We start from the raw sequence: 17,441 nt of genomic DNA, 5'->3' as shown, positions 1-17,441 counted from the left end.
AGCGCCTGAGTTTTCTCTTCCCAGTCTTCCGGCAGGCCACCGCTCATGCGGCGGTTAAATTCGGCCGCCAGCTCTGGATACGCTTTTTTGTAGGCAGCAAACTTCTCGTTCCAGGCCTGCTGCGCTTTTTCACCTGTTTCGCGAGCATCCCAGGCCCTGTAGATCTCTTTTGGGATCTCAAAGGCCGGGTGTTTCCAGCCCAGTTTCTGGCGGGTCAGCGCCACTTCCTCTTCACCCAGCGCCGCGCCGTGCGCCTCTTCTTTACCCGCTTTGTTCGGCGAGCCGAAGCCGATGGTGGTGCGGCAGACGATCAGGGACGGTTTGTCCTTTACGCTCTGCGCTTCCTGAATCGCTTTTTTCACCGCCTCAGGATCGTGACCGTCGATTTCGTGCACTACGTGCCAGTGATAGGCTTCAAAGCGTTTTGCCGTGTCGTCGGTAAACCAGCCCTCGGTTTCCCCGTCAATGGAGATACCGTTGTGATCGTAGAAGCCAATCAGCTTGCCCAGCCCCAGGGTGCCCGCCAGCGAGCAGACCTCGTGGGAGATCCCCTCCATCAGGCAGCCATCACCCATAAAGACATAGGTGTAGTGATCGACAATCTCGTGGTCGGGCTGGTTGAACTGCGCGGCCAGCGTACGCTCTGCAATCGCCAGGCCGACGGCATTCGCCAGCCCCTGGCCCAGCGGGCCGGTAGTGGTTTCAACACCCGGCGTATAGCCGATCTCCGGGTGGCCCGGCGTTTTGGAGTGCAGCTGGCGGAAGTTTTTTAACTCCTCAAGCGGCAGGTCGTAGCCGGAAAGGTGCAGCAGGCTGTAGAGCAGCATCGAGGCGTGACCGTTGGAGAGAATAAAACGGTCGCGATCGTACCAGGTCGGATCGGTCGGGTTGTGCTTCAGGAAGTCGTTCCACAGCACTTCGGCAATATCAGCCATACCCATGGGGGCGCCAGGGTGGCCGGAATTGGCTTTTTGTACGGCATCCATGCTGAGGGCGCGAATGGCGTTGGCGAGCTCTTTACGGGACATAGTTCACTCCGTGGCAAGGTTAAAGTTTGGCGGCGAGAAGATCTTCGAGTTTGCGCTGGTCGACGGCGAACTGGCGGATGCCATCCGCCAGTTTTTCCACGGCCATTGGATCCTGATTGTGCTCCCAGCGGAATTCCGCTTCGGTCATGGGTTTCGGTTTTGGCAGAACGGTAGAGGTCGGTACCAGCTTGCGGATCACCGTCTCTTCACTCTCCTGAAGCTTTTTCAGCAGGTCAGGAGAGATGGTCAGACGGTCACAGCCCGCGAGCGCCAGGATCTGCTCGGTGCGGCGGAAGCTGGCCCCCATCACGATGGTCTCGTAGCGATGCTGCTTGTAATAATCGTAGATATTACGCACCGATTTTACGCCAGGATCTTCTTCCACCACGTACGGATCCATTGGCTGTTTCGCCTGATACCAGTCGTAGATACGCCCGACAAACGGTGAAATCAGGAACACGCCCGCTTCGGCGCAGGCACGCGCCTGGGCGAAGGAGAACAGTAGCGTCAGGTTGCAGTGGATCCCCTCTTTCTCCAGCACTTCCGCCGCGCGGATGCCTTCCCAGGTAGACGCAAGCTTGATCAGAATGCGTGACTTATCGATTCCCTGCTCCTGGTAGAGTTCCACTATGCGGCGGGCCTTGTTGATGCTCTTTTCCTGGTCAAACGAGAGGCGGGCGTCCACTTCGGTAGAGACGCGCCCCGGTATGCTTTTAAGAATTTCCGCACCTATATTGACCGCCAGCTTGTCGCTGGCTTCGGCGACCTGCTGTTCCTGCGTTTTCCCGCGCTGTTTGCCGTAGGCAAGGGCGTCATCAATCAGATGACTAAAGTGCGCAAGACCGGCCGCCTTGAGTAGCAGAGAGGGATTGGTGGTCGCGTCTTCCGGCTGGTAGTGACGAATCGACTCGATGTCGCCGCTGTCTGCAACCACGGTGGTAAATTGTTTGATGCCGTCTAGCTGGTTCATAATTACTCCTTGGAAATAAAAGAGTTAGTCGAGTGCGTTAGTTCACACTTCTGAGAAAATCATGATGGACTTAACAAAAAAGCATAGCAGACGGGGGAGGCATTGCTTTCTGAGACGGGTAACATGGCTGTTATAAATTGATAACAATTTTTATTCTGCAATGGTGAGAGTTTGGCAGCCTTCAAAGTTTAGGAGCCTGCCTGCGGCGATACTATGCGGCACACCAGGGTGTGCATAGGAACGTCGACATCACCCTTTTTGACCGAAACGTGAAAGGAATAACAAGATGGATGATCAGTTAAAACAAAGCGCTCTCGATTTTCACGAGTTTCCTGTTCCGGGTAAAATCCAGGTATCCCCGACCAAACCGCTGGCGACCCAGCGCGATCTGGCGCTGGCCTACTCGCCGGGCGTGGCTGCTCCGTGCCTGGAAATCGAAAAAGATCCGCTGGCAGCGTACAAATACACCGCGCGCGGCAACCTGGTGGCCGTTATCTCTAACGGTACGGCGGTGCTGGGGTTAGGGAACATCGGTGCGCTGGCTGGTAAGCCGGTGATGGAAGGGAAGGGCGTTCTGTTTAAGAAATTTGCCGGTATCGACGTCTTCGATATCGAAGTGGACGAACTGGATCCGGATAAATTCATCAACGTGGTGGCGGCGCTGGAGCCGACCTTCGGCGGCATCAACCTGGAAGACATCAAAGCGCCGGAATGTTTCTATATCGAGCAGAAGCTGCGCGAGCGTATGAACATTCCCGTGTTCCATGACGACCAGCACGGCACGGCGATTATCAGTACCGCCGCCATTCTGAACGGCCTGCGCGTGGTAGAGAAAAATCTCTCCGACGTGCGCATGGTGGTCTCCGGCGCAGGCGCCGCGGCCATCGCCTGTATGAACCTGCTGGTGGCGCTGGGCATGCAGAAGCACAATATTGTGGTCTGCGACTCCAAGGGCGTGATCTACAAAGACCGCGAGCCAAACATGGCGGAAACCAAGGCGGCCTATGCGGTGGAAGACGACGGCAAGCGCACGCTTGAAGACGTGATTGACGGTGCTGACATTTTCCTCGGCTGTTCAGGCCCGAAAGTGCTGACCCAGGAGATGGTGCAGAAGATGGCGCGCGCGCCAATGATCCTGGCCCTGGCGAACCCGGAGCCGGAAATTCTGCCGCCGCTGGCGAAGGCGGTGCGTGAAGACGCTATCATCTGCACCGGACGTTCGGACTACCCGAACCAGGTGAACAACGTGCTCTGCTTCCCGTTCATCTTCCGCGGGGCGCTGGACGTCGGCGCCACGGCGATCAACGAAGAGATGAAGCTGGCTGCCGTTCATGCTATCGCAGAGCTGGCGCACGCCGAGCAGAGCGAAGTGGTGGCCTCCGCCTACGGCGATCAGGATCTGAGCTTCGGCCCCGACTACATCATCCCTAAACCATTTGACCCGCGTCTGATCGTGAAGATCGCGCCAGCGGTGGCCAAAGCGGCGATGGACTCCGGCGTGGCGACGCGGCCGATTGAAGATTTCGATGCCTACGTCGATAAACTCACCGAGTTCGTTTACAAAACCAACCTGTTTATGAAGCCGATCTTCTCCCAGGCGCGCGCCGACGCGAAGCGCGTGGTGCTGGCGGAAGGGGAAGAGGCGCGCGTGCTGCATGCCACGCAGGAGCTGATCACCTTAGGGCTGGCGAAACCGATCCTGATTGGTCGTCCGAGCGTGATCGAGATGCGTATTCAGAAGCTCGGCCTGCAAATAAAGCCGGGCGTGGACTTTGAGATCGTTAACAACGAATCCGATCCGCGCTTCAAAGAGTACTGGAACGAATACTATTCGATCATGAAGCGTCGCGGGATCACCCAGGAGCAGGCGCAGCGGGCGGTGATCAGCAACACCACGGTGATCGGCGCGATCATGGTTCATCGCGGTGAGGCGGATGCGCTGATCTGCGGCACCATCGGCGAGTACCATGAGCATTTCAGCGTGGTACAGGAGATCTTCGGCTATCGCGAGGGCGTCCATACTGCCGGCGCAATGAACGCGCTGCTGCTGCCAAGCGGTAACACCTTTATCGCCGATACCTACGTCAACGACGATCCCTCCCCGGACGAACTGGCGGAAATCACCGTGATGGCGGCGGAAACCGTGCGCCGCTTTGGTATCGAGCCGAAAGTGGCGCTGCTGTCGCACTCAAACTTCGGGTCATCCAAATCCGCGGCGGCGTGCAAAATGCGCCAGACGCTGGACCTGGTGCGAGCGCGCGCGCCGGAGCTGATGATCGACGGCGAGATGCACGGCGACGCCGCGCTGGTGGAGAGTATTCGTAATGAACGTATGCCGGACAGTCCGCTGAAAGGCTCGGCGAACGTGCTGATTATGCCGAACGTGGAAGCGGCGCGTATTAGCTATAACCTGCTGCGCGTGTCGAGTTCTGAAGGGGTGACCGTAGGGCCAGTGCTGATGGGGGTGTCAAAACCGGTGCATGTGTTAACGCCGATTGCCTCCGTGCGTCGTATCGTCAACATGGTGGCGCTGGCGGTGGTTGAGGCGCAGACGCAGCCGCTGTAATTTATTGCCCTCGCCCCTCACCCTAACCCTCTCCCCATAGGGGAGAGGGGACTGCTCTGAGCCGTCTTTTCACCCTCGCCCCTTTGGGGAGAGGGCCGGGGTGAGGGGTAAGGGTTAAACCCAGTCCCGAACCTTAATAAACTCACTCAAGGCAGCCTCCGGGCTGCCTTCTTTTGGCGCGTAGCTGTATTCCCAGCGCACCAGCGGCGGCATCGACATCAGAATGGACTCCGTGCGCCCGCCGGTTTGCAGGCCAAACAGCGTCCCGCGATCCCACACCAGATTAAACTCCACATAGCGCCCGCGACGGTAGAGCTGGAACTCACGCTCGCGCACGCCGTAGTCGGTGTCTTTGCGGCGTTCGACAATCGGAAGATAGGCGTCGGTAAAGCCTTCACCCACCGCGCGCATAAAGCTGAACGCGGTATCAAAATCCGGCGTGTTGAGATCGTCAAAGAACAGCCCGCCGATGCCGCGCTGCTCGTCGCGATGCTTCAGATAGAAATAATCATCGCACCACTTTTTGTATTTCGGGTAAACGTCTTCGCCAAACGGCAGGCAGAGGTCGCGCGCGGTGGTGTGCCAGTGCACGGCGTCCTCTTTAAAGCCATAGTAAGGCGTTAAGTCGAAACCGCCGCCAAACCACCAGACCGGATCGGCTCCCGGTTTTTCCGCGATGAAAAAGCGCACGTTGGCGTGGCTGGTTGGCACAAACGGGTTATGCGGATGCACCACCAGCGATACGCCCATCGCCTCGAAGCTGCGGCCCGCCAGTTCAGGCCGATGCGCCGTGGCGGACGCTGGCATTGCATCACCGTGGACGTGGGAGAAGTTGACCCCGGCCTGTTCAAAAATACCGCCGTTACGCAGCACGCGGCTGCGCCCGCCGCCGCCCGCTTCGCGCTGCCAGGTGTCTTCCTGGAATTCACCGCCGTCTGCGGCGGTCAGTTTCTGGCAAATCGCGTCCTGGAGCTGCATCAGGAAAGTTTTGACCAGCTGTGCATTCGGTTTCATCAACGTTTCCTGGAGTGCGCTTTTTGATTATCGAACCAGTTGAAATAACTGATGACCCCGGAGGCGATGGCGTTCGCGATCTTCTGACGAAACGCCTTAGTGCCGAGTAAACGCTCTTCTTCCGGGTTGGTAATGAACGAGGTTTCCACCAGCACGGACGGAATAGACGGTGACTTCAGCACCACAAACGCGGCCTGCTCGGTGCTTTTACTGTGCAGACGGTGCACGGGCTTAATCCGTTTGAGGATATGCGAGCCGAGCGTCAGGCTGTTTTTGATGGTATCGGTCTGCACGAGATCGAACAGAACCTGCTGCAACAGATGGTCTTTGTCGGTGGCTTTTTTCCCGGCCACTTCATCCGCCCGGTTTTCGCGATCGGAGAGGTATTTCGCCATGGCGCTACTGGCGCCACGGTTGGAGAGCGCAAATACCGAGGCGCCTGCGGCGGAAGGGTTTGTGAAGCCATCCGCGTGAATGGACATAAACAGGTCTGCGCCGTGCTTGTGGGCAATCTCCACGCGATCGTACAGCGGGATAAACGTGTCGCCCGTGCGCGTCAGGCGGGCGTCAATACCGTTGCTGCGTAAAATTGCGCGCACATTTTTTGCAATTGCCAGCACGACGTGTTTTTCTTTCGACCCGTTTCGGCCAATGGCGCCGGTGTCGATCCCGCCGTGGCCCGGATCGAGCATGACCAGACGCTTTGCGCCAGCTTTTTTGGTTTTCGGCTTGCTGTGTCCGTTACTGGTTTTAAGCGTGCTCTCTTCTTTTGCCTGAGCCTGCTTTGCGATACCCGATAACGTTAAGGCCGCCAGCCCCGCTTTGAGAACCTGACGACGCGATGTGAGTGCTTTTAATGGTTTGAATGTGCTCATGCGGCCTGAATTGTAAAAATTGGGGTCCTGGTGTTATATCGTATCGTGTTTCCCGTTACGACAGTCCTTATTGAGAATTGTTTTACTTTTCATTTCAATACGTGACAAAGTGACATTATGCCAAATTTTGGCGAGTTTTTCCCCGGTTATTGGCTAAACGCCCTGTTCACGCCATAATCACTGTTTTTAAACCCGAAAAGGCGGTTAATACCATGGAGATACGCGTTTTTCGCCAGGAAGATTTCGAAGAGGTGATCACCCTTTGGGAGCGCTGCGATCTGCTGCGTCCGTGGAACGATCCGGAAATGGACATCGAACGGAAGGTGAATCACGACGTCAGTCTGTTTCTGGTCGCTGAGGTCAACGGCGAAGTGGTCGGGACGGTGATGGGCGGGTACGACGGCCACCGCGGCTCGGCCTACTATCTGGGCGTGCACCCGGAATACCGCGCGCGCGGCATCGCCAACGCGCTGCTTAACCGTCTGGAAAAGAAACTGATCGCCCGTGGCTGCCCGAAAATCCAGATTATGGTCCGGGAAGATAACGACGTGGTGCTGGGCATGTATGAACGTCTGGGCTACGAGCACGCGGATGTACTGACGCTGGGTAAGCGCCTGATCGAAGATGAAGAGTACTGAGTTCCACCCTGGCGACTACGACGTTCACGGTCATCTGCGTCTGCCTTTTTTGTTCTGGTGCGTTCTGCTGTTGCAGGCCCGCACCTGGGTGCTGTTCGTGATGGCTGGCGCGTCGCGCGGGCAGGGCGATACGTTACTGAATCTCTTTTATCCCGATCACGATGCGTTCTGGCTGGGGTTACTGCCGGGCGTACCGGCGGTCCTGGCGTTTCTGTGCAGCGGACGGCGGCAAGCCATTCCGCGCTTCTGGCGCGCGCTTCGCTGGCTGCTGATCCTGGCGCAGTTTGTGCTTCTGGTCTGGCAACCCTTGCTCTGGCTGTACGGCGAGCCGCTTTCGGGTATCGGGATTGCACTGGTGGTGGCGGATATTGTCGCGCTGCTGTGGCTGGTCACGAATCCCCGTTTACGCGCCTGTTTTACGCATGAGCCAGATTAAAACGGCACTTTTTGTCGATACTGCACTCCAACAAGCGTTGATTTACTACGTAAGGACGTCTCAATGAAATCGCTGCGTTTACTTTTATGCGCTCTCCCGCTGGCGTTAACCGGCTGTTCCACGCTCTCATCCATCAACTGGTCTGCGGCCTATCCGTGGAACTGGTTTGGATCCTCAATGGAAGTGACCGAGCAGGGCGTGGGCAAAATCACCGCCTCGACGGCGCTGGATCAGGATGCCATTCAGGATGCCATCGGCAGTGATTATCGCCTGCGCAGCGGCATGAAAACCGAGAACGGCAACATCGTGCGCTATTTCGAAGCGTTGAAAGATGACAAGGTGGCAATGGTCATCAACGGCGATAAAGGTACGGTCAACCGCATTGCGGTGATGGATGAAGAGATCCCGACCTCAGGTGGCGTGAAGGTGGGAACGCCGTTTGGCGAACTCTATCAGAAAGCGTTTGGCCACTGCGCCAGTGTGCCATCGGAGGAGAGCGTGGCGGTCGAGTGTAAGGCCGACGGCAGCCAGCATATTAGCTATGTGTTCAGCGGCACCTGGAACGGTCCGGAAGGGTTAATGCCGTCTGACGACACCCTGAAAAAGTGGAAAGTGAGCAAAATTATCTGGCAGCAGTAATTTGCGCCTGAGCAAGCCGCCTCGCTGAAATCCGGGTATAATAGCCGCCATCAATGCCACGCTGTCGTGGCATCTTTATTTCAGGAGGAGCGATGTCTCAGGTTCAGAGTGGCATTTTGCCAGAACATTGCCGGGCGGCGATTTGGATTGAAGCCAACGTCAAAGGGGACGTGGATGCCCTGCGCGCGGCCAGCAAAGTATTCGTTGATAAACTGGCCACCTTCCAGGCCAAATTCCCCGAAGCCCATCTGGGCGCGGTGGTCGCCTTTGGCAGCACCGTCTGGCGTCATCTGAGCGGCGGCGAAGGCGCAGAAGAGCTGAAAGACTTTATTCCTTATGGCAAAGGTCTTGCGCCCGCCACCCAGTATGACGTTCTGATCCATATCCTCTCCCTGCGTCACGACGTGAACTTTTCTGTCGCTCAGGCTGCGATTGAGGCCTTTGGTGACAGTATCGACGTGCAGGAAGAGATCCACGGTTTCCGCTGGGTGGAAGAGCGCGATTTGAGCGGCTTCGTCGACGGCACCGAAAACCCGGCCGGGGAAGAGAGGCGTCGCGAGGTGGCTGTAATCAAGGATGGCGTGGACGCGGGCGGCAGCTATGTGTTCGTCCAGCGCTGGGAGCATAACCTCAGGCAGCTTAACCGCATGAGCGTGCATGACCAGGAGATGATGATTGGCCGTACCAAAGATGCCAATGAAGAGATTGACGGCGATGCGCGTCCGGTCACTTCCCACCTGTCCCGCGTTGACCTTAAAGAAGACGGTAAGGGGCTGAAGATTGTTCGCCAGAGCCTGCCGTACGGCACCGCGAGCGGTACGCACGGCCTGTACTTCTGCGCTTACTGCGCACGCCTCTACAACATCGAACAGCAGCTGCTGAGCATGTTTGGCGATACCGACGGTAAGCGTGACGCCATGCTGCGCTTCACCCGCCCGGTGACCGGCGGCTACTACTTTGCGCCGTCCGTTGAGCGCCTGCTGGCGTTGTAAATCGCTCTCCATTCGTAGGCCGGGTAAGCGTGAGCGCCACCCGGCAATTTCTCCCGCACCTCTTATTCCCTTTTCTGCTTCTAAATCACCAAACGGTATATAAAACCGTTACTCCTTTAGACTCCGTTATAAATATTATGACTATAAGATAGTCATCACATTTATAAGGGTGCGCAATGGCCGTTACTGTACTGAAAAAAGGATCGCTGGCACTGGCAGGTTTACTGCTGGTGGCGCAGGCGCAGGCAACCGAGTTGCTGAACAGTTCTTATGATGTTTCGCGCGAGCTGTTTGCCGCCCTTAATCCCGCATTTGAACAGCAGTGGGCGAAAGAGAACAACGGCGACAAGCTGACCATCAAGCAGTCGCACGCTGGCTCATCTAAGCAGGCGCTGGCCATTTTGCAGGGGCTGAAAGCGGACGTGGTGACCTACAACCAGGTCACGGACGTGCAGATCCTGCACGACAAAGGCAAACTGATCCCGGCGAACTGGCAAAGCCGCCTGCCGAACAACAGTTCGCCATTTTACTCCACCATGGGCTTCCTGGTGCGCAAGGGCAACCCGAAGAACATCCACGACTGGAACGACCTGGTGCGTTCAGACGTAAAGCTGATCTTCCCGAATCCGAAAACCTCCGGCAACGCACGTTACACCTATCTGGCGGCGTGGGGCGCGGCGGACAAAGCTGACGGTAACGATAAAGCGAAAACCGAACAGTTTATGACCCAGTTCCTGAAAAACGTCGAGGTGTTTGATACCGGCGGTCGTGGCGCAACCACCACCTTCGCCGAGCGCGGGCTGGGCGACGTACTGATCAGCTTTGAATCCGAAGTGAACAATATTCGTAAACAGTACGAAGCGCAGGGCTTCGAAGTGGTTATCCCGAAAACGAACATTCTGGCCGAGTTCCCGGTGGCGTGGGTGGATAAAAACGTTAAGGCTAACGGCACAGAAAAGGCGGCGAAAGCCTACCTGAACTATCTGTACAGCCCGCAGGCGCAAACCGTTATCACCGACTACTACTACCGTGTCAACAACCCGGACGTGATGAGCAAGCTGAAAGACAAATTCCCGCAGACCGAGCTGTTCCGCGTGGAAGATCATTTCGGCGCCTGGCCTGAGGTCATGAAAACGCATTTTGTCAGCGGCGGTGAGTTGGACAAACTGCTGGCAGCGGGGCGTAAGTAATGTTTGCAGTGTCCTCCAGACGTGTGCTGCCGGGCTTTACCTTAAGCCTCGGGACCAGCCTGCTGTTCGTCTGTCTGATTTTGTTATTACCGCTCAGCGCGCTGGTGATGCAGCTCGCTGAGATGAGCTGGTCCCAGTACTGGGAAGTGATTACTAACCCGCAGGTGGTGGCGGCCTACAAGGTCACCCTGCTGTCTGCGTTCGTGGCCTCGATTTTTAACGGCGTGTTTGGCCTGCTGATGGCGTGGATCTTAACTCGCTATCGCTTCCCTGGCCGCACCCTGCTCGACGCGCTGATGGATCTGCCGTTTGCCCTGCCGACGGCGGTTGCCGGTTTGACGCTGGCGTCGCTCTTCTCCGTGAACGGGTTTTACGGTGAGTGGCTGGCGAAGTTTGATATCAAAGTGACCTATACCTGGCTCGGTATCGCGGTGGCCATGGCCTTTACCAGCATCCCGTTTGTGGTACGTACCGTGCAGCCGGTGCTGGAAGAGTTAGGACCCGAATACGAAGAGGCCGCAGAAACGCTCGGCGCCACGCGCTGGCAGAGTTTTCGCAAGGTCGTGCTGCCGGAACTCTCTCCGGCGTTGCTGGCGGGTATCGCGCTCTCCTTTACCCGCAGCCTCGGTGAATTTGGCGCGGTCATTTTTATCGCCGGGAACATCGCGTGGAAAACCGAAGTAACCTCGCTGATGATTTTTGTCCGTTTGCAGGAGTTTGATTATCCGGCCGCGAGTGCGATTGCCTCGGTGATCCTTGCCGCGTCGCTGCTACTGCTGTTCTCGATTAACACTCTGCAAAGTCGCTTTGGTCGACGTGTGGTAGGTCACTGATGGCGGAAGTTACGCAATTGAAGCGCTATGACGCGCCCCGCATCAACTGGGGCAAATGGTTTCTGATTGGTACCGGCGTGCTGGTCTCCGCATTCATTCTCGTCGTGCCGATGGTGTACATCTTCGTTCAGGCCTTCAGCAAGGGGATTATGCCCGCGCTGCAAAACCTGGCCGATCCGGACATGCTCCACGCCATCTGGCTGACGGTGATGATTGCCCTGATCACCGTCCCGGTGAATCTGGTGTTTGGCGTATTGCTGGCCTGGCTGGTAACGCGCTTTAACTTCCCGGGGCGTCAGCTGCTGCTGACCCTGCTGGATATCCCGTTTGCGGTGTCACCGGTGGTGGCGGGTCTGGTTTATCTGCTCTTCTACGGTTCCAATGGCCCGCTGGGCGGCTGGCTGGATGAACACGACCTGCAGATCATGTTCGCTTGGCCCGGGATGGTGCTGGTGACCGTCTTTGTCACCTGTCCGTTTGTGGTACGCGAGCTGGTGCCGGTGATGCTCAGCCAGGGCAGCCATGAAGATGAAGCCGCGGTGCTGCTCGGCGCTTCCGGCTGGCAGATGTTCCGCCGCGTCACGCTGCCGAATATCCGCTGGGCACTGCTTTACGGCGTGGTACTGACCAACGCCCGTGCGATCGGTGAGTTTGGCGCGGTGTCGGTGGTATCCGGCTCGATTCGCGGCGAAACCCTGTCGCTGCCGTTACAGATTGAATTACTGGAACAGGACTACAACACCGTCGGTTCCTTTACTGCCGCAGCGTTGCTGACGCTGATGGCGATTTTGACCCTGTTTTTGAAGAGTGTGGTGCAGTGGCGTTTAGAGAATCAGGAAAAACGTCAGCATCAGGAGGGAAATCATGAGCATTGAGATTGCCAATATTAAGAAGTCTTTTGGTCGCACCCAGGTGCTGAATGATATCTCGCTGGATATCCCTTCCGGACAAATGGTGGCGCTGCTGGGGCCGTCTGGCTCCGGTAAAACCACGCTGCTGCGTATTATCGCCGGGCTTGAGCACCAGACCAGCGGACATATCCGCTTCCACGGTACGGACGTAAGCCGTTTGCATGCCCGCGACCGTAAAGTGGGTTTTGTATTCCAGCACTACGCCCTGTTCCGCCACATGACGGTATTCGACAACATCGCGTTTGGTCTGACCGTACTGCCGCGTCGTGAGCGTCCGAATGCGGCCGCCATCAAAGCGAAAGTGACCAAACTGCTGGAGATGGTGCAGCTGGCTCATCTGGCGGACCGCTTCCCGGCACAGCTTTCTGGCGGGCAGAAACAGCGCGTGGCGCTGGCGCGTGCGTTAGCCGTGGAACCGCAAATCCTGCTGCTGGACGAACCGTTTGGCGCGCTGGATGCGCAGGTGCGTAAAGAGCTCCGCCGCTGGCTGCGTCAGCTTCATGAGGAACTCCAGTTCACCAGCGTTTTCGTGACCCACGATCAAGAAGAGGCGATGGAAGTAGCCGACCGCGTGGTGGTGATGAGTCAGGGCAACATTGAGCAGGTTGACGAGCCAGAGCAACTCTGGCGTGAACCGGCGACCCGCTTTGTGCTGGAGTTTATGGGGGAAGTAAACCGCCTTCAGGGTACTATTCGCGGCGGTCAGTTCCACGTTGGCGCGCACCGCTGGCCGCTGGGGTATACCTCCGCGCACCAGGGGCCGGTGGATCTGTTCCTGCGCCCGTGGGAAGTGGACGTCAGCCGCCGTACCAGCCTGGACTCACCGCTTCCGGTGCAGGTGCTGGAAGCTAGCCCTAAAGGTCACTACACCCAATTAGTGGTACAGCCCCTGGGCTGGTACACCGAGCCGCTGACCGTGGTTATGCGTGACGACGAGCCGCCGCACCGTGGGGAACGCCTGTTTGTGGGGCTGCAACACGCGCGCATTTATCACGGCAACGAGCGCATCGAGACGCGCGAGGATATTGCTCTGGCGGAGTCAGCCTGATAGGTTATTGAGTATGTTTTTCGCCCGGTGGCGTGATGCTTACCGGGCTTTTTATTGAGTAAAAAACGTGAATACACTCGAACACACCATCGGCAACACCCCTCTGGTCAAACTTCAGCGCATGGGGTGTGACAACGGCAGCGAAATCTGGGTCAAACTTGAAGGCAATAACCCGGCGGGGTCGGTGAAAGACCGGGCGGCGCTGTCGATGATTGTTCAGGCCGAAAAGCGCGGCGAAATAAAGCCCGGCGACGTGCTGATCGAAGCCACCAGCGGTAACACCGGTATCGCACTGGCGATGATAGCCGCCCTGAAAGGCTATCGTATGAAGCTGCTGATGCCGGATAACATGAGCCAGGAGCGCCGTGCCGCCATGCGTGCCTACGGGGCCGAGCTGATTCTGGTGAGCAAAGAGCAGGGGATGGAAGGGGCGCGAGATTTAGCGTTAGCGATGGCGGAGCGCGGGGAAGGCAAGCTGCTCGACCAGTTTAATAACCCGGACAACCCGTACGCGCACTACACCTCCACCGGCCCGGAAATCTGGCAGCAAACCGGCGGGCGCATCACCCACTTTGTCTCCAGCATGGGGACCACGGGTACGATCACCGGTGTGTCACGTTTTCTGCGCGAGCAGGAGCAGCCGGTGACGATTGTCGGCCTCCAGCCGGAAGAGGGAAGCAGTATTCCGGGCATTCGCCGCTGGCCCGCGGAGTATATACCGGGCATCTTTAATGCGCAGCTTGTGGACCAGGTGCTGGATATTCATCAGCGCGAGGCGGAAAATACCATGCGTGAGCTGGCCGTGCGTGAAGGCATCTTCTGCGGCGTCAGTTCGGGTGGCGCGGTAGCGGGGGCGATTCGGGTGGCTAAGGCAAACCCGGGTGCAGTAGTGGTAGCGATTATTTGCGATCGCGGCGATCGCTACCTGTCGACCGGCGTCTTTGGTGAAGAGAGTTATTCGCAGGGGGCGGGGATTTAAGCGTCATGGAGATGATTTTATTCCGGGATAACACCCGGGCGCAGCAAACCGATATTGTCGCCGTTCAGTCGCAGGTGGTGTACGGCAGTGTGGGAAACAGCATCGCGGTGCCAAATATTCGCACCCATCGACTGAACGTTACCGCCGTGCCGACGGTGCTGTTCAGCAATACGCCTCACTACGACACCTTCTACGGCGGGGTGATCCCGGACGAGTGGTTCAGCGGCTACCTGAAGGCGCTGGAAGAGCGCGAGATCCTGCGCGAGCTAAAAGCGGTCACTACCGGCTATATGGGCAGCGCCAGCCAGATCGTGCTGCTGGCGCAGTGGCTGAAGGCGATCAAAGTGCAACATCCCGATCTGCTGGTGCTGGTCGACCCGGTAATCGGAGACATCGACAGCGGGATGTACGTGAAGCCGGATATTCCTGAAGCCTACCGTGAGCACCTGCTCCCGCTGGCCCAGGGCATTACGCCCAACGTGTTTGAGCTGGAAGTGCTGAGCGGCAAACCGTGCCGTACGCCGGAGAGCGCCATTGCCGCCGCGCAGGGGCTGCTGTCTGACACGCTTAAATGGGTGGCGATCACCAGCGCGCCAGTGGCTGACGATCCGCAAAATATCCACGTCGTGCTGGTGAGCGAGGAGGGCGTTACCGTAAGCGCACACCCGCGCGTTGAGACGGACCTGAAAGGGACGGGGGATCTGTTCTGTTCGGAGCTGGTGAGCGGTATCGTCGGCGGTAAAACCGTGGCCGACGCCATTCGCATGGCGGGCGACAGGGTGACTGACGTGATGATCTATACGCAGTCGAAAGGCTACGACGAGCTTATTCTGCCTGCATAAACAAAAATGGCGCCCGAAGGCGCCATTTTACCGTGCGGCAAGAATTACTTCTTGATGCGGATAACCGGGGTTTCACCCACGGTAACGCTGCCAGACAGTTTGATCAGCTCTTTGATTTCGTCCATGTTGGAGATAACAACCGGAGTCAGGGTAGACTTCGCTTTTTCTTCCAGCAGTGGCAGATCGAATTCAATTACAGGGTCGCCAACTTTAACACGCTGGCCTTCTTCCGCGATACGTTTGAAGCCTTCGCCTTTCAGTTCAACGGTGTCGATACCGAAGTGAACGAACAGTTCGATACCGCTATCGGATTCGATAGAGAACGCATGGTTGGTTTCAAAAATCTTACCAATGGTACCGTCAACTGGAGCAACCATTTTGTTGCCAGTTGGTTTGATAGCAATGCCATCACCAACGATTTTCTCAGCAAACACTACATCCGGCACGTCTTCGATATTGACGATCTCGCCGGAGAGCGGAGCAACAATCTCAATAGTTCCGGAGTCGCTATTGCTTTTGTCACCGAACAGTTTACTAAATAAACCCATTAGACTTATCTCCTAAGCAGTAATTTGGGCCGCATCTCGTGGATTAGCAGATTGTTTTTTCTTCAATGAACTTGTTAACCAGCGTCATTAACTCGTCCGTTGTCGGTTGAGCAAGAGCCTGCTCTGCTAATACCTTCGCATCTTCGAAGTTCGTGTTACGGATAATCTTCTTGATGCGCGGGATGGAAATGGCGCTCATAGAGAATTCGTCCAGACCCATACCCAGCAACAGAAGTGTAGCACGTTCGTCGCCTGCAAGCTCACCACACATGCCAGTCCATTTACCTTCTGCATGAGAAGCATCAATAACTTGCTTGATCAAATTCAGTACAGACGGCGACATTGGCTGGTAGAGATGTGAAATCATATCATTACCACGGTCAACTGCCAGGGTGTACTGCGTTAAATCATTGGTACCGATACTAAAGAAATCAACTTCTTTGGCTAAATGACGTGCAATGGTCGCGGCTGCCGGTGTTTCCACCATCACGCCGATCTCAATTGACTCGTCAAATGCTTTACCTTCGTCACGCAGTTCCTGCTTGTAGATTTCAATCTCTTTCTTCAGTGCACGCACTTCTTCAACAGAGATGATCATCGGGAACATGATGCGCAGCTTACCGAAAGCGGATGCACGCAGGATAGCGCGAACCTGGTCACGCAGGATCTCTTTGCGATCCATGGCGATACGTACGGCACGCCAGCCCAGGAACGGGTTCTCTTCTTTCGGGAAGTTCATGTACGGCAGCTCTTTGTCGCCACCGATATCCATGGTGCGGACGATAACGGCCTGCGAGCCGCACGCTTCCGCAACCGCTTTGTACGCTGCAAACTGCTCTTCTTCCGTTGGCAGGGCGTCGCGGTCCATGAACAGGAATTCAGTACGATACAGACCTACACCTTCCGCACCGTTGCGCTCAGCGCCGTCAACGTCACGTACGGTACCGATGTTAGCGCACACTTCAACCTGATGGCCGTCCAGCGTGATGGCTGGCAGATCTTTCAGTTTAGCGAGTTCCGCTTTCTCGGTAGCAACCTGCTCCTGAACGGAACGCAGCTGCTCGATCACATCGTTAGTTGGGTTGACGTAAACCACGTTGTTTACGGCATCCAGAATCAGATAGTCGTCGTTTTTCACCTGCGAGGTGACGCTACCGGTACCCACGATGGCTGGTAGCTCCAGAGAACGCGCCATGATAGAGGTGTGGGAGGTACGTCCACCTGCATCAGTAATGAAACCCAGCACCTTGTTCAGGTTCAGCTGTGCGGTTTCAGACGGGGTCAGGTCAGCGGCAACCAGGATGACTTCGTCCTGAATCGCGCTCAGATCGATGATGGCCAGACCCAGGATGTTGCGCAGCAGGCGCTTACCGATGTCACGTACGTCAGCCGCACGCTCTTTCAGGTATTCATCGTCCAGTTCTTCCAGGGCAGTTGCCTGACCTTCGATAACTTCATGCGCAGCCGCGTCGGCCGTCATGCCTTTATCTTTAATCAGGGCTATGATTTCCTGCTCCAGCTCCTCATCTTCGAGCAGCATAATGTGCCCTTCGAAGATGGCTTCTTTTTCTTCACCGAAAGTTTCGCCAGCTTTAGTTTTAATCGCTTCCAGTTGCGCAGATGCCTTGGCACGACCGCTCAGAAAACGTTCAACTTCCTGATCAACCTTGTCGGCAGAAATTTTTTTCCGGTCAATGACGATTTCGTCTTCTTTCAGCAGCAATGCTTTGCCGAAAGCGATACCCGGGGATGCTAAAATGCCTGAAATCATAACCCTACCTTACTTGTGACTGATATTGAAAAGAACCCGGTAAACTTACTCGAGTTCAGCCATCAGCTTAACCAGATGCTCAACTGCTTTCTGCTCGTCTTCACCTTCAGCGGAGATGGTAACAACGGTACCCTGAGTCAGACCCAGAGTTTGCAGCTTGA

Annotated in this window: 17 protein-coding genes and 1 pseudogene; 11 read left to right on the top strand and 7 right to left on the bottom strand. The window is 56.6% G+C overall.

Annotated features, from left to right (window positions below; genetic code table 11):
- Together HP459_RS13150 and tal are read right to left on the bottom strand one after the other, a co-directional pair.
- Positions 1-1,028, bottom strand: a pseudogene (locus tag HP459_RS13150) (transketolase); the annotation flags it as partial.
- Positions 1,029-1,047: 19 nt separating this feature from the next.
- Positions 1,048-1,998 carry a transaldolase gene (gene tal / locus HP459_RS13145; protein ID WP_022648959.1) on the bottom strand — a complete coding sequence of 317 codons (951 nt, stop codon included), beginning with the start codon at positions 1,996-1,998 and terminating at the stop codon, positions 1,048-1,050.
- 286 nt (positions 1,999-2,284) lie between these two features.
- On the opposite strand from tal, the gene maeB reads away from it, so the two are divergent.
- Positions 2,285-4,564: an NADP-dependent oxaloacetate-decarboxylating malate dehydrogenase gene (gene maeB / locus HP459_RS13140; protein WP_022648958.1), complete on the top strand. Its 2,280-nt coding sequence runs from the start codon at positions 2,285-2,287 to the stop codon at positions 4,562-4,564.
- Between the two features lie 114 nt (positions 4,565-4,678).
- On the opposite strand, the gene hemF is transcribed toward maeB, so the two are convergent.
- Both hemF and amiA read right to left on the bottom strand, forming a co-directional pair.
- A complete protein-coding gene (hemF, locus tag HP459_RS13135) occupies positions 4,679-5,578 on the bottom strand; it encodes an oxygen-dependent coproporphyrinogen oxidase (protein ID WP_022648957.1) in 900 nt (299 codons plus the stop codon).
- Complete coding sequence (gene amiA / locus HP459_RS13130; RefSeq protein WP_023306670.1) at positions 5,578-6,453, bottom strand: N-acetylmuramoyl-L-alanine amidase AmiA; 876 nt, start codon at positions 6,451-6,453, stop codon at positions 5,578-5,580. Before amiA ends, hemF begins: the two co-directional genes overlap by 1 nt.
- Before the next feature lie 212 nt (positions 6,454-6,665).
- Here amiA and HP459_RS13125 point away from each other — a divergent pair, with 212 nt between their 5' ends.
- From HP459_RS13125 to pdxK, 10 genes are all read left to right on the top strand, one after another.
- Positions 6,666-7,091 (top strand): GNAT family acetyltransferase, encoded by a 426-nt coding sequence (locus HP459_RS13125; protein WP_003861292.1) that lies wholly within the window; start codon positions 6,666-6,668, stop codon positions 7,089-7,091.
- Positions 7,078-7,527 carry a DUF2919 domain-containing protein gene (locus tag HP459_RS13120; RefSeq protein ID WP_171936305.1) on the top strand — a complete coding sequence of 150 codons (450 nt, stop codon included), beginning with the start codon at positions 7,078-7,080 and terminating at the stop codon, positions 7,525-7,527. Before HP459_RS13125 ends, HP459_RS13120 begins: the two co-directional genes overlap by 14 nt.
- Before the next feature lie 63 nt (positions 7,528-7,590).
- Positions 7,591-8,166, top strand: a complete 576-nt coding sequence (locus HP459_RS13115) for an RpoE-regulated lipoprotein (RefSeq protein ID WP_022648954.1) — start codon at positions 7,591-7,593, stop codon at positions 8,164-8,166.
- A 92-nt stretch (positions 8,167-8,258) separates the two neighbouring features.
- The gene (locus HP459_RS13110; protein WP_171936304.1) at positions 8,259-9,158 is read left to right on the top strand and encodes a Dyp-type peroxidase; all 900 of its coding nucleotides are present in this window, start codon (positions 8,259-8,261) and stop codon (positions 9,156-9,158) included.
- Between the two features lie 176 nt (positions 9,159-9,334).
- A complete protein-coding gene (locus tag HP459_RS13105) occupies positions 9,335-10,348 on the top strand; it encodes a sulfate ABC transporter substrate-binding protein (protein ID WP_022648952.1) in 1,014 nt (337 codons plus the stop codon).
- Complete coding sequence (gene cysT / locus HP459_RS13100) at positions 10,348-11,181, top strand: sulfate/thiosulfate ABC transporter permease CysT (RefSeq protein ID WP_022648951.1); 834 nt, start codon at positions 10,348-10,350, stop codon at positions 11,179-11,181. The genes HP459_RS13105 and cysT overlap by 1 nt, the downstream gene beginning before the upstream one ends.
- Complete coding sequence (gene cysW, locus HP459_RS13095) at positions 11,181-12,056, top strand: sulfate/thiosulfate ABC transporter permease CysW (RefSeq protein WP_003861305.1); 876 nt, start codon at positions 11,181-11,183, stop codon at positions 12,054-12,056. The genes cysT and cysW overlap by 1 nt, the downstream gene beginning before the upstream one ends.
- Positions 12,046-13,140, top strand: a complete 1,095-nt coding sequence (gene cysA, locus HP459_RS13090; RefSeq protein ID WP_022648949.1) for a sulfate/thiosulfate ABC transporter ATP-binding protein CysA — start codon at positions 12,046-12,048, stop codon at positions 13,138-13,140. Before cysW ends, cysA begins: the two co-directional genes overlap by 11 nt.
- Positions 13,141-13,207: 67 nt before the next feature.
- Complete coding sequence (gene cysM / locus HP459_RS13085; RefSeq protein WP_171936303.1) at positions 13,208-14,119, top strand: cysteine synthase CysM; 912 nt, start codon at positions 13,208-13,210, stop codon at positions 14,117-14,119.
- A 5-nt stretch (positions 14,120-14,124) separates the two neighbouring features.
- Entirely contained in the window at positions 14,125-14,961 is an 837-nt protein-coding gene (pdxK, locus tag HP459_RS13080; RefSeq protein WP_022648947.1) for a pyridoxine/pyridoxal/pyridoxamine kinase, read from the top strand.
- Between the two features lie 44 nt (positions 14,962-15,005).
- Here pdxK and crr read toward each other — a convergent pair whose 3' ends face one another.
- The 3 genes from crr to HP459_RS13065 all read right to left on the bottom strand — a co-directional run.
- Complete coding sequence (gene crr, locus HP459_RS13075; RefSeq protein ID WP_022648946.1) at positions 15,006-15,509, bottom strand: PTS glucose transporter subunit IIA; 504 nt, start codon at positions 15,507-15,509, stop codon at positions 15,006-15,008.
- Between the two features lie 43 nt (positions 15,510-15,552).
- The gene (gene ptsI, locus HP459_RS13070; RefSeq protein ID WP_022648945.1) at positions 15,553-17,280 is read right to left on the bottom strand and encodes a phosphoenolpyruvate-protein phosphotransferase PtsI; all 1,728 of its coding nucleotides are present in this window, start codon (positions 17,278-17,280) and stop codon (positions 15,553-15,555) included.
- A 45-nt stretch (positions 17,281-17,325) separates the two neighbouring features.
- Positions 17,326-17,441, bottom strand: a 116-nt coding sequence (locus HP459_RS13065) for an HPr family phosphocarrier protein (protein ID WP_171936302.1), incomplete at its 5' end; no start/stop codon positions are given.

This window comes from Enterobacter sp. CM29, from assembly GCF_013179605.1.
Taxonomy (GTDB): Bacteria; Pseudomonadota; Gammaproteobacteria; order Enterobacterales; family Enterobacteriaceae; genus Enterobacter; species Enterobacter intestinihominis.
Note: the sequence above shows the minus strand (reverse complement) of the source record. Positions and strands in the feature narration are given on the sequence as shown.

Bases quoted from the DNA above. Each gene is read 5' to 3' on its own strand.
- tal (WP_022648959.1), bottom strand. From the start codon at position 1,998: ATGAACCAGCTAGACGGCATCAAACAATTTACCACCGTGGTTGCAGAC.
- maeB (WP_022648958.1), top strand. From the start codon at position 2,285: ATGGATGATCAGTTAAAACAAAGCGCTCTCGATTTTCACGAGTTTCCT.
- hemF (WP_022648957.1), bottom strand. From the start codon at position 5,578: ATGAAACCGAATGCACAGCTGGTCAAAACTTTCCTGATGCAGCTCCAG.
- amiA (WP_023306670.1), bottom strand. From the start codon at position 6,453: ATGAGCACATTCAAACCATTAAAAGCACTCACATCGCGTCGTCAGGTT.
- HP459_RS13125 (WP_003861292.1), top strand. From the start codon at position 6,666: ATGGAGATACGCGTTTTTCGCCAGGAAGATTTCGAAGAGGTGATCACC.
- HP459_RS13120 (WP_171936305.1), top strand. From the start codon at position 7,078: ATGAAGAGTACTGAGTTCCACCCTGGCGACTACGACGTTCACGGTCAT.
- HP459_RS13115 (WP_022648954.1), top strand. From the start codon at position 7,591: ATGAAATCGCTGCGTTTACTTTTATGCGCTCTCCCGCTGGCGTTAACC.
- HP459_RS13110 (WP_171936304.1), top strand. From the start codon at position 8,259: ATGTCTCAGGTTCAGAGTGGCATTTTGCCAGAACATTGCCGGGCGGCG.
- HP459_RS13105 (WP_022648952.1), top strand. From the start codon at position 9,335: ATGGCCGTTACTGTACTGAAAAAAGGATCGCTGGCACTGGCAGGTTTA.
- cysT (WP_022648951.1), top strand. From the start codon at position 10,348: ATGTTTGCAGTGTCCTCCAGACGTGTGCTGCCGGGCTTTACCTTAAGC.
- cysW (WP_003861305.1), top strand. From the start codon at position 11,181: ATGGCGGAAGTTACGCAATTGAAGCGCTATGACGCGCCCCGCATCAAC.
- cysA (WP_022648949.1), top strand. From the start codon at position 12,046: ATGAGCATTGAGATTGCCAATATTAAGAAGTCTTTTGGTCGCACCCAG.
- pdxK (WP_022648947.1), top strand. From the start codon at position 14,125: ATGGAGATGATTTTATTCCGGGATAACACCCGGGCGCAGCAAACCGAT.
- crr (WP_022648946.1), bottom strand. From the start codon at position 15,509: ATGGGTTTATTTAGTAAACTGTTCGGTGACAAAAGCAATAGCGACTCC.
- ptsI (WP_022648945.1), bottom strand. From the start codon at position 17,280: ATGATTTCAGGCATTTTAGCATCCCCGGGTATCGCTTTCGGCAAAGCA.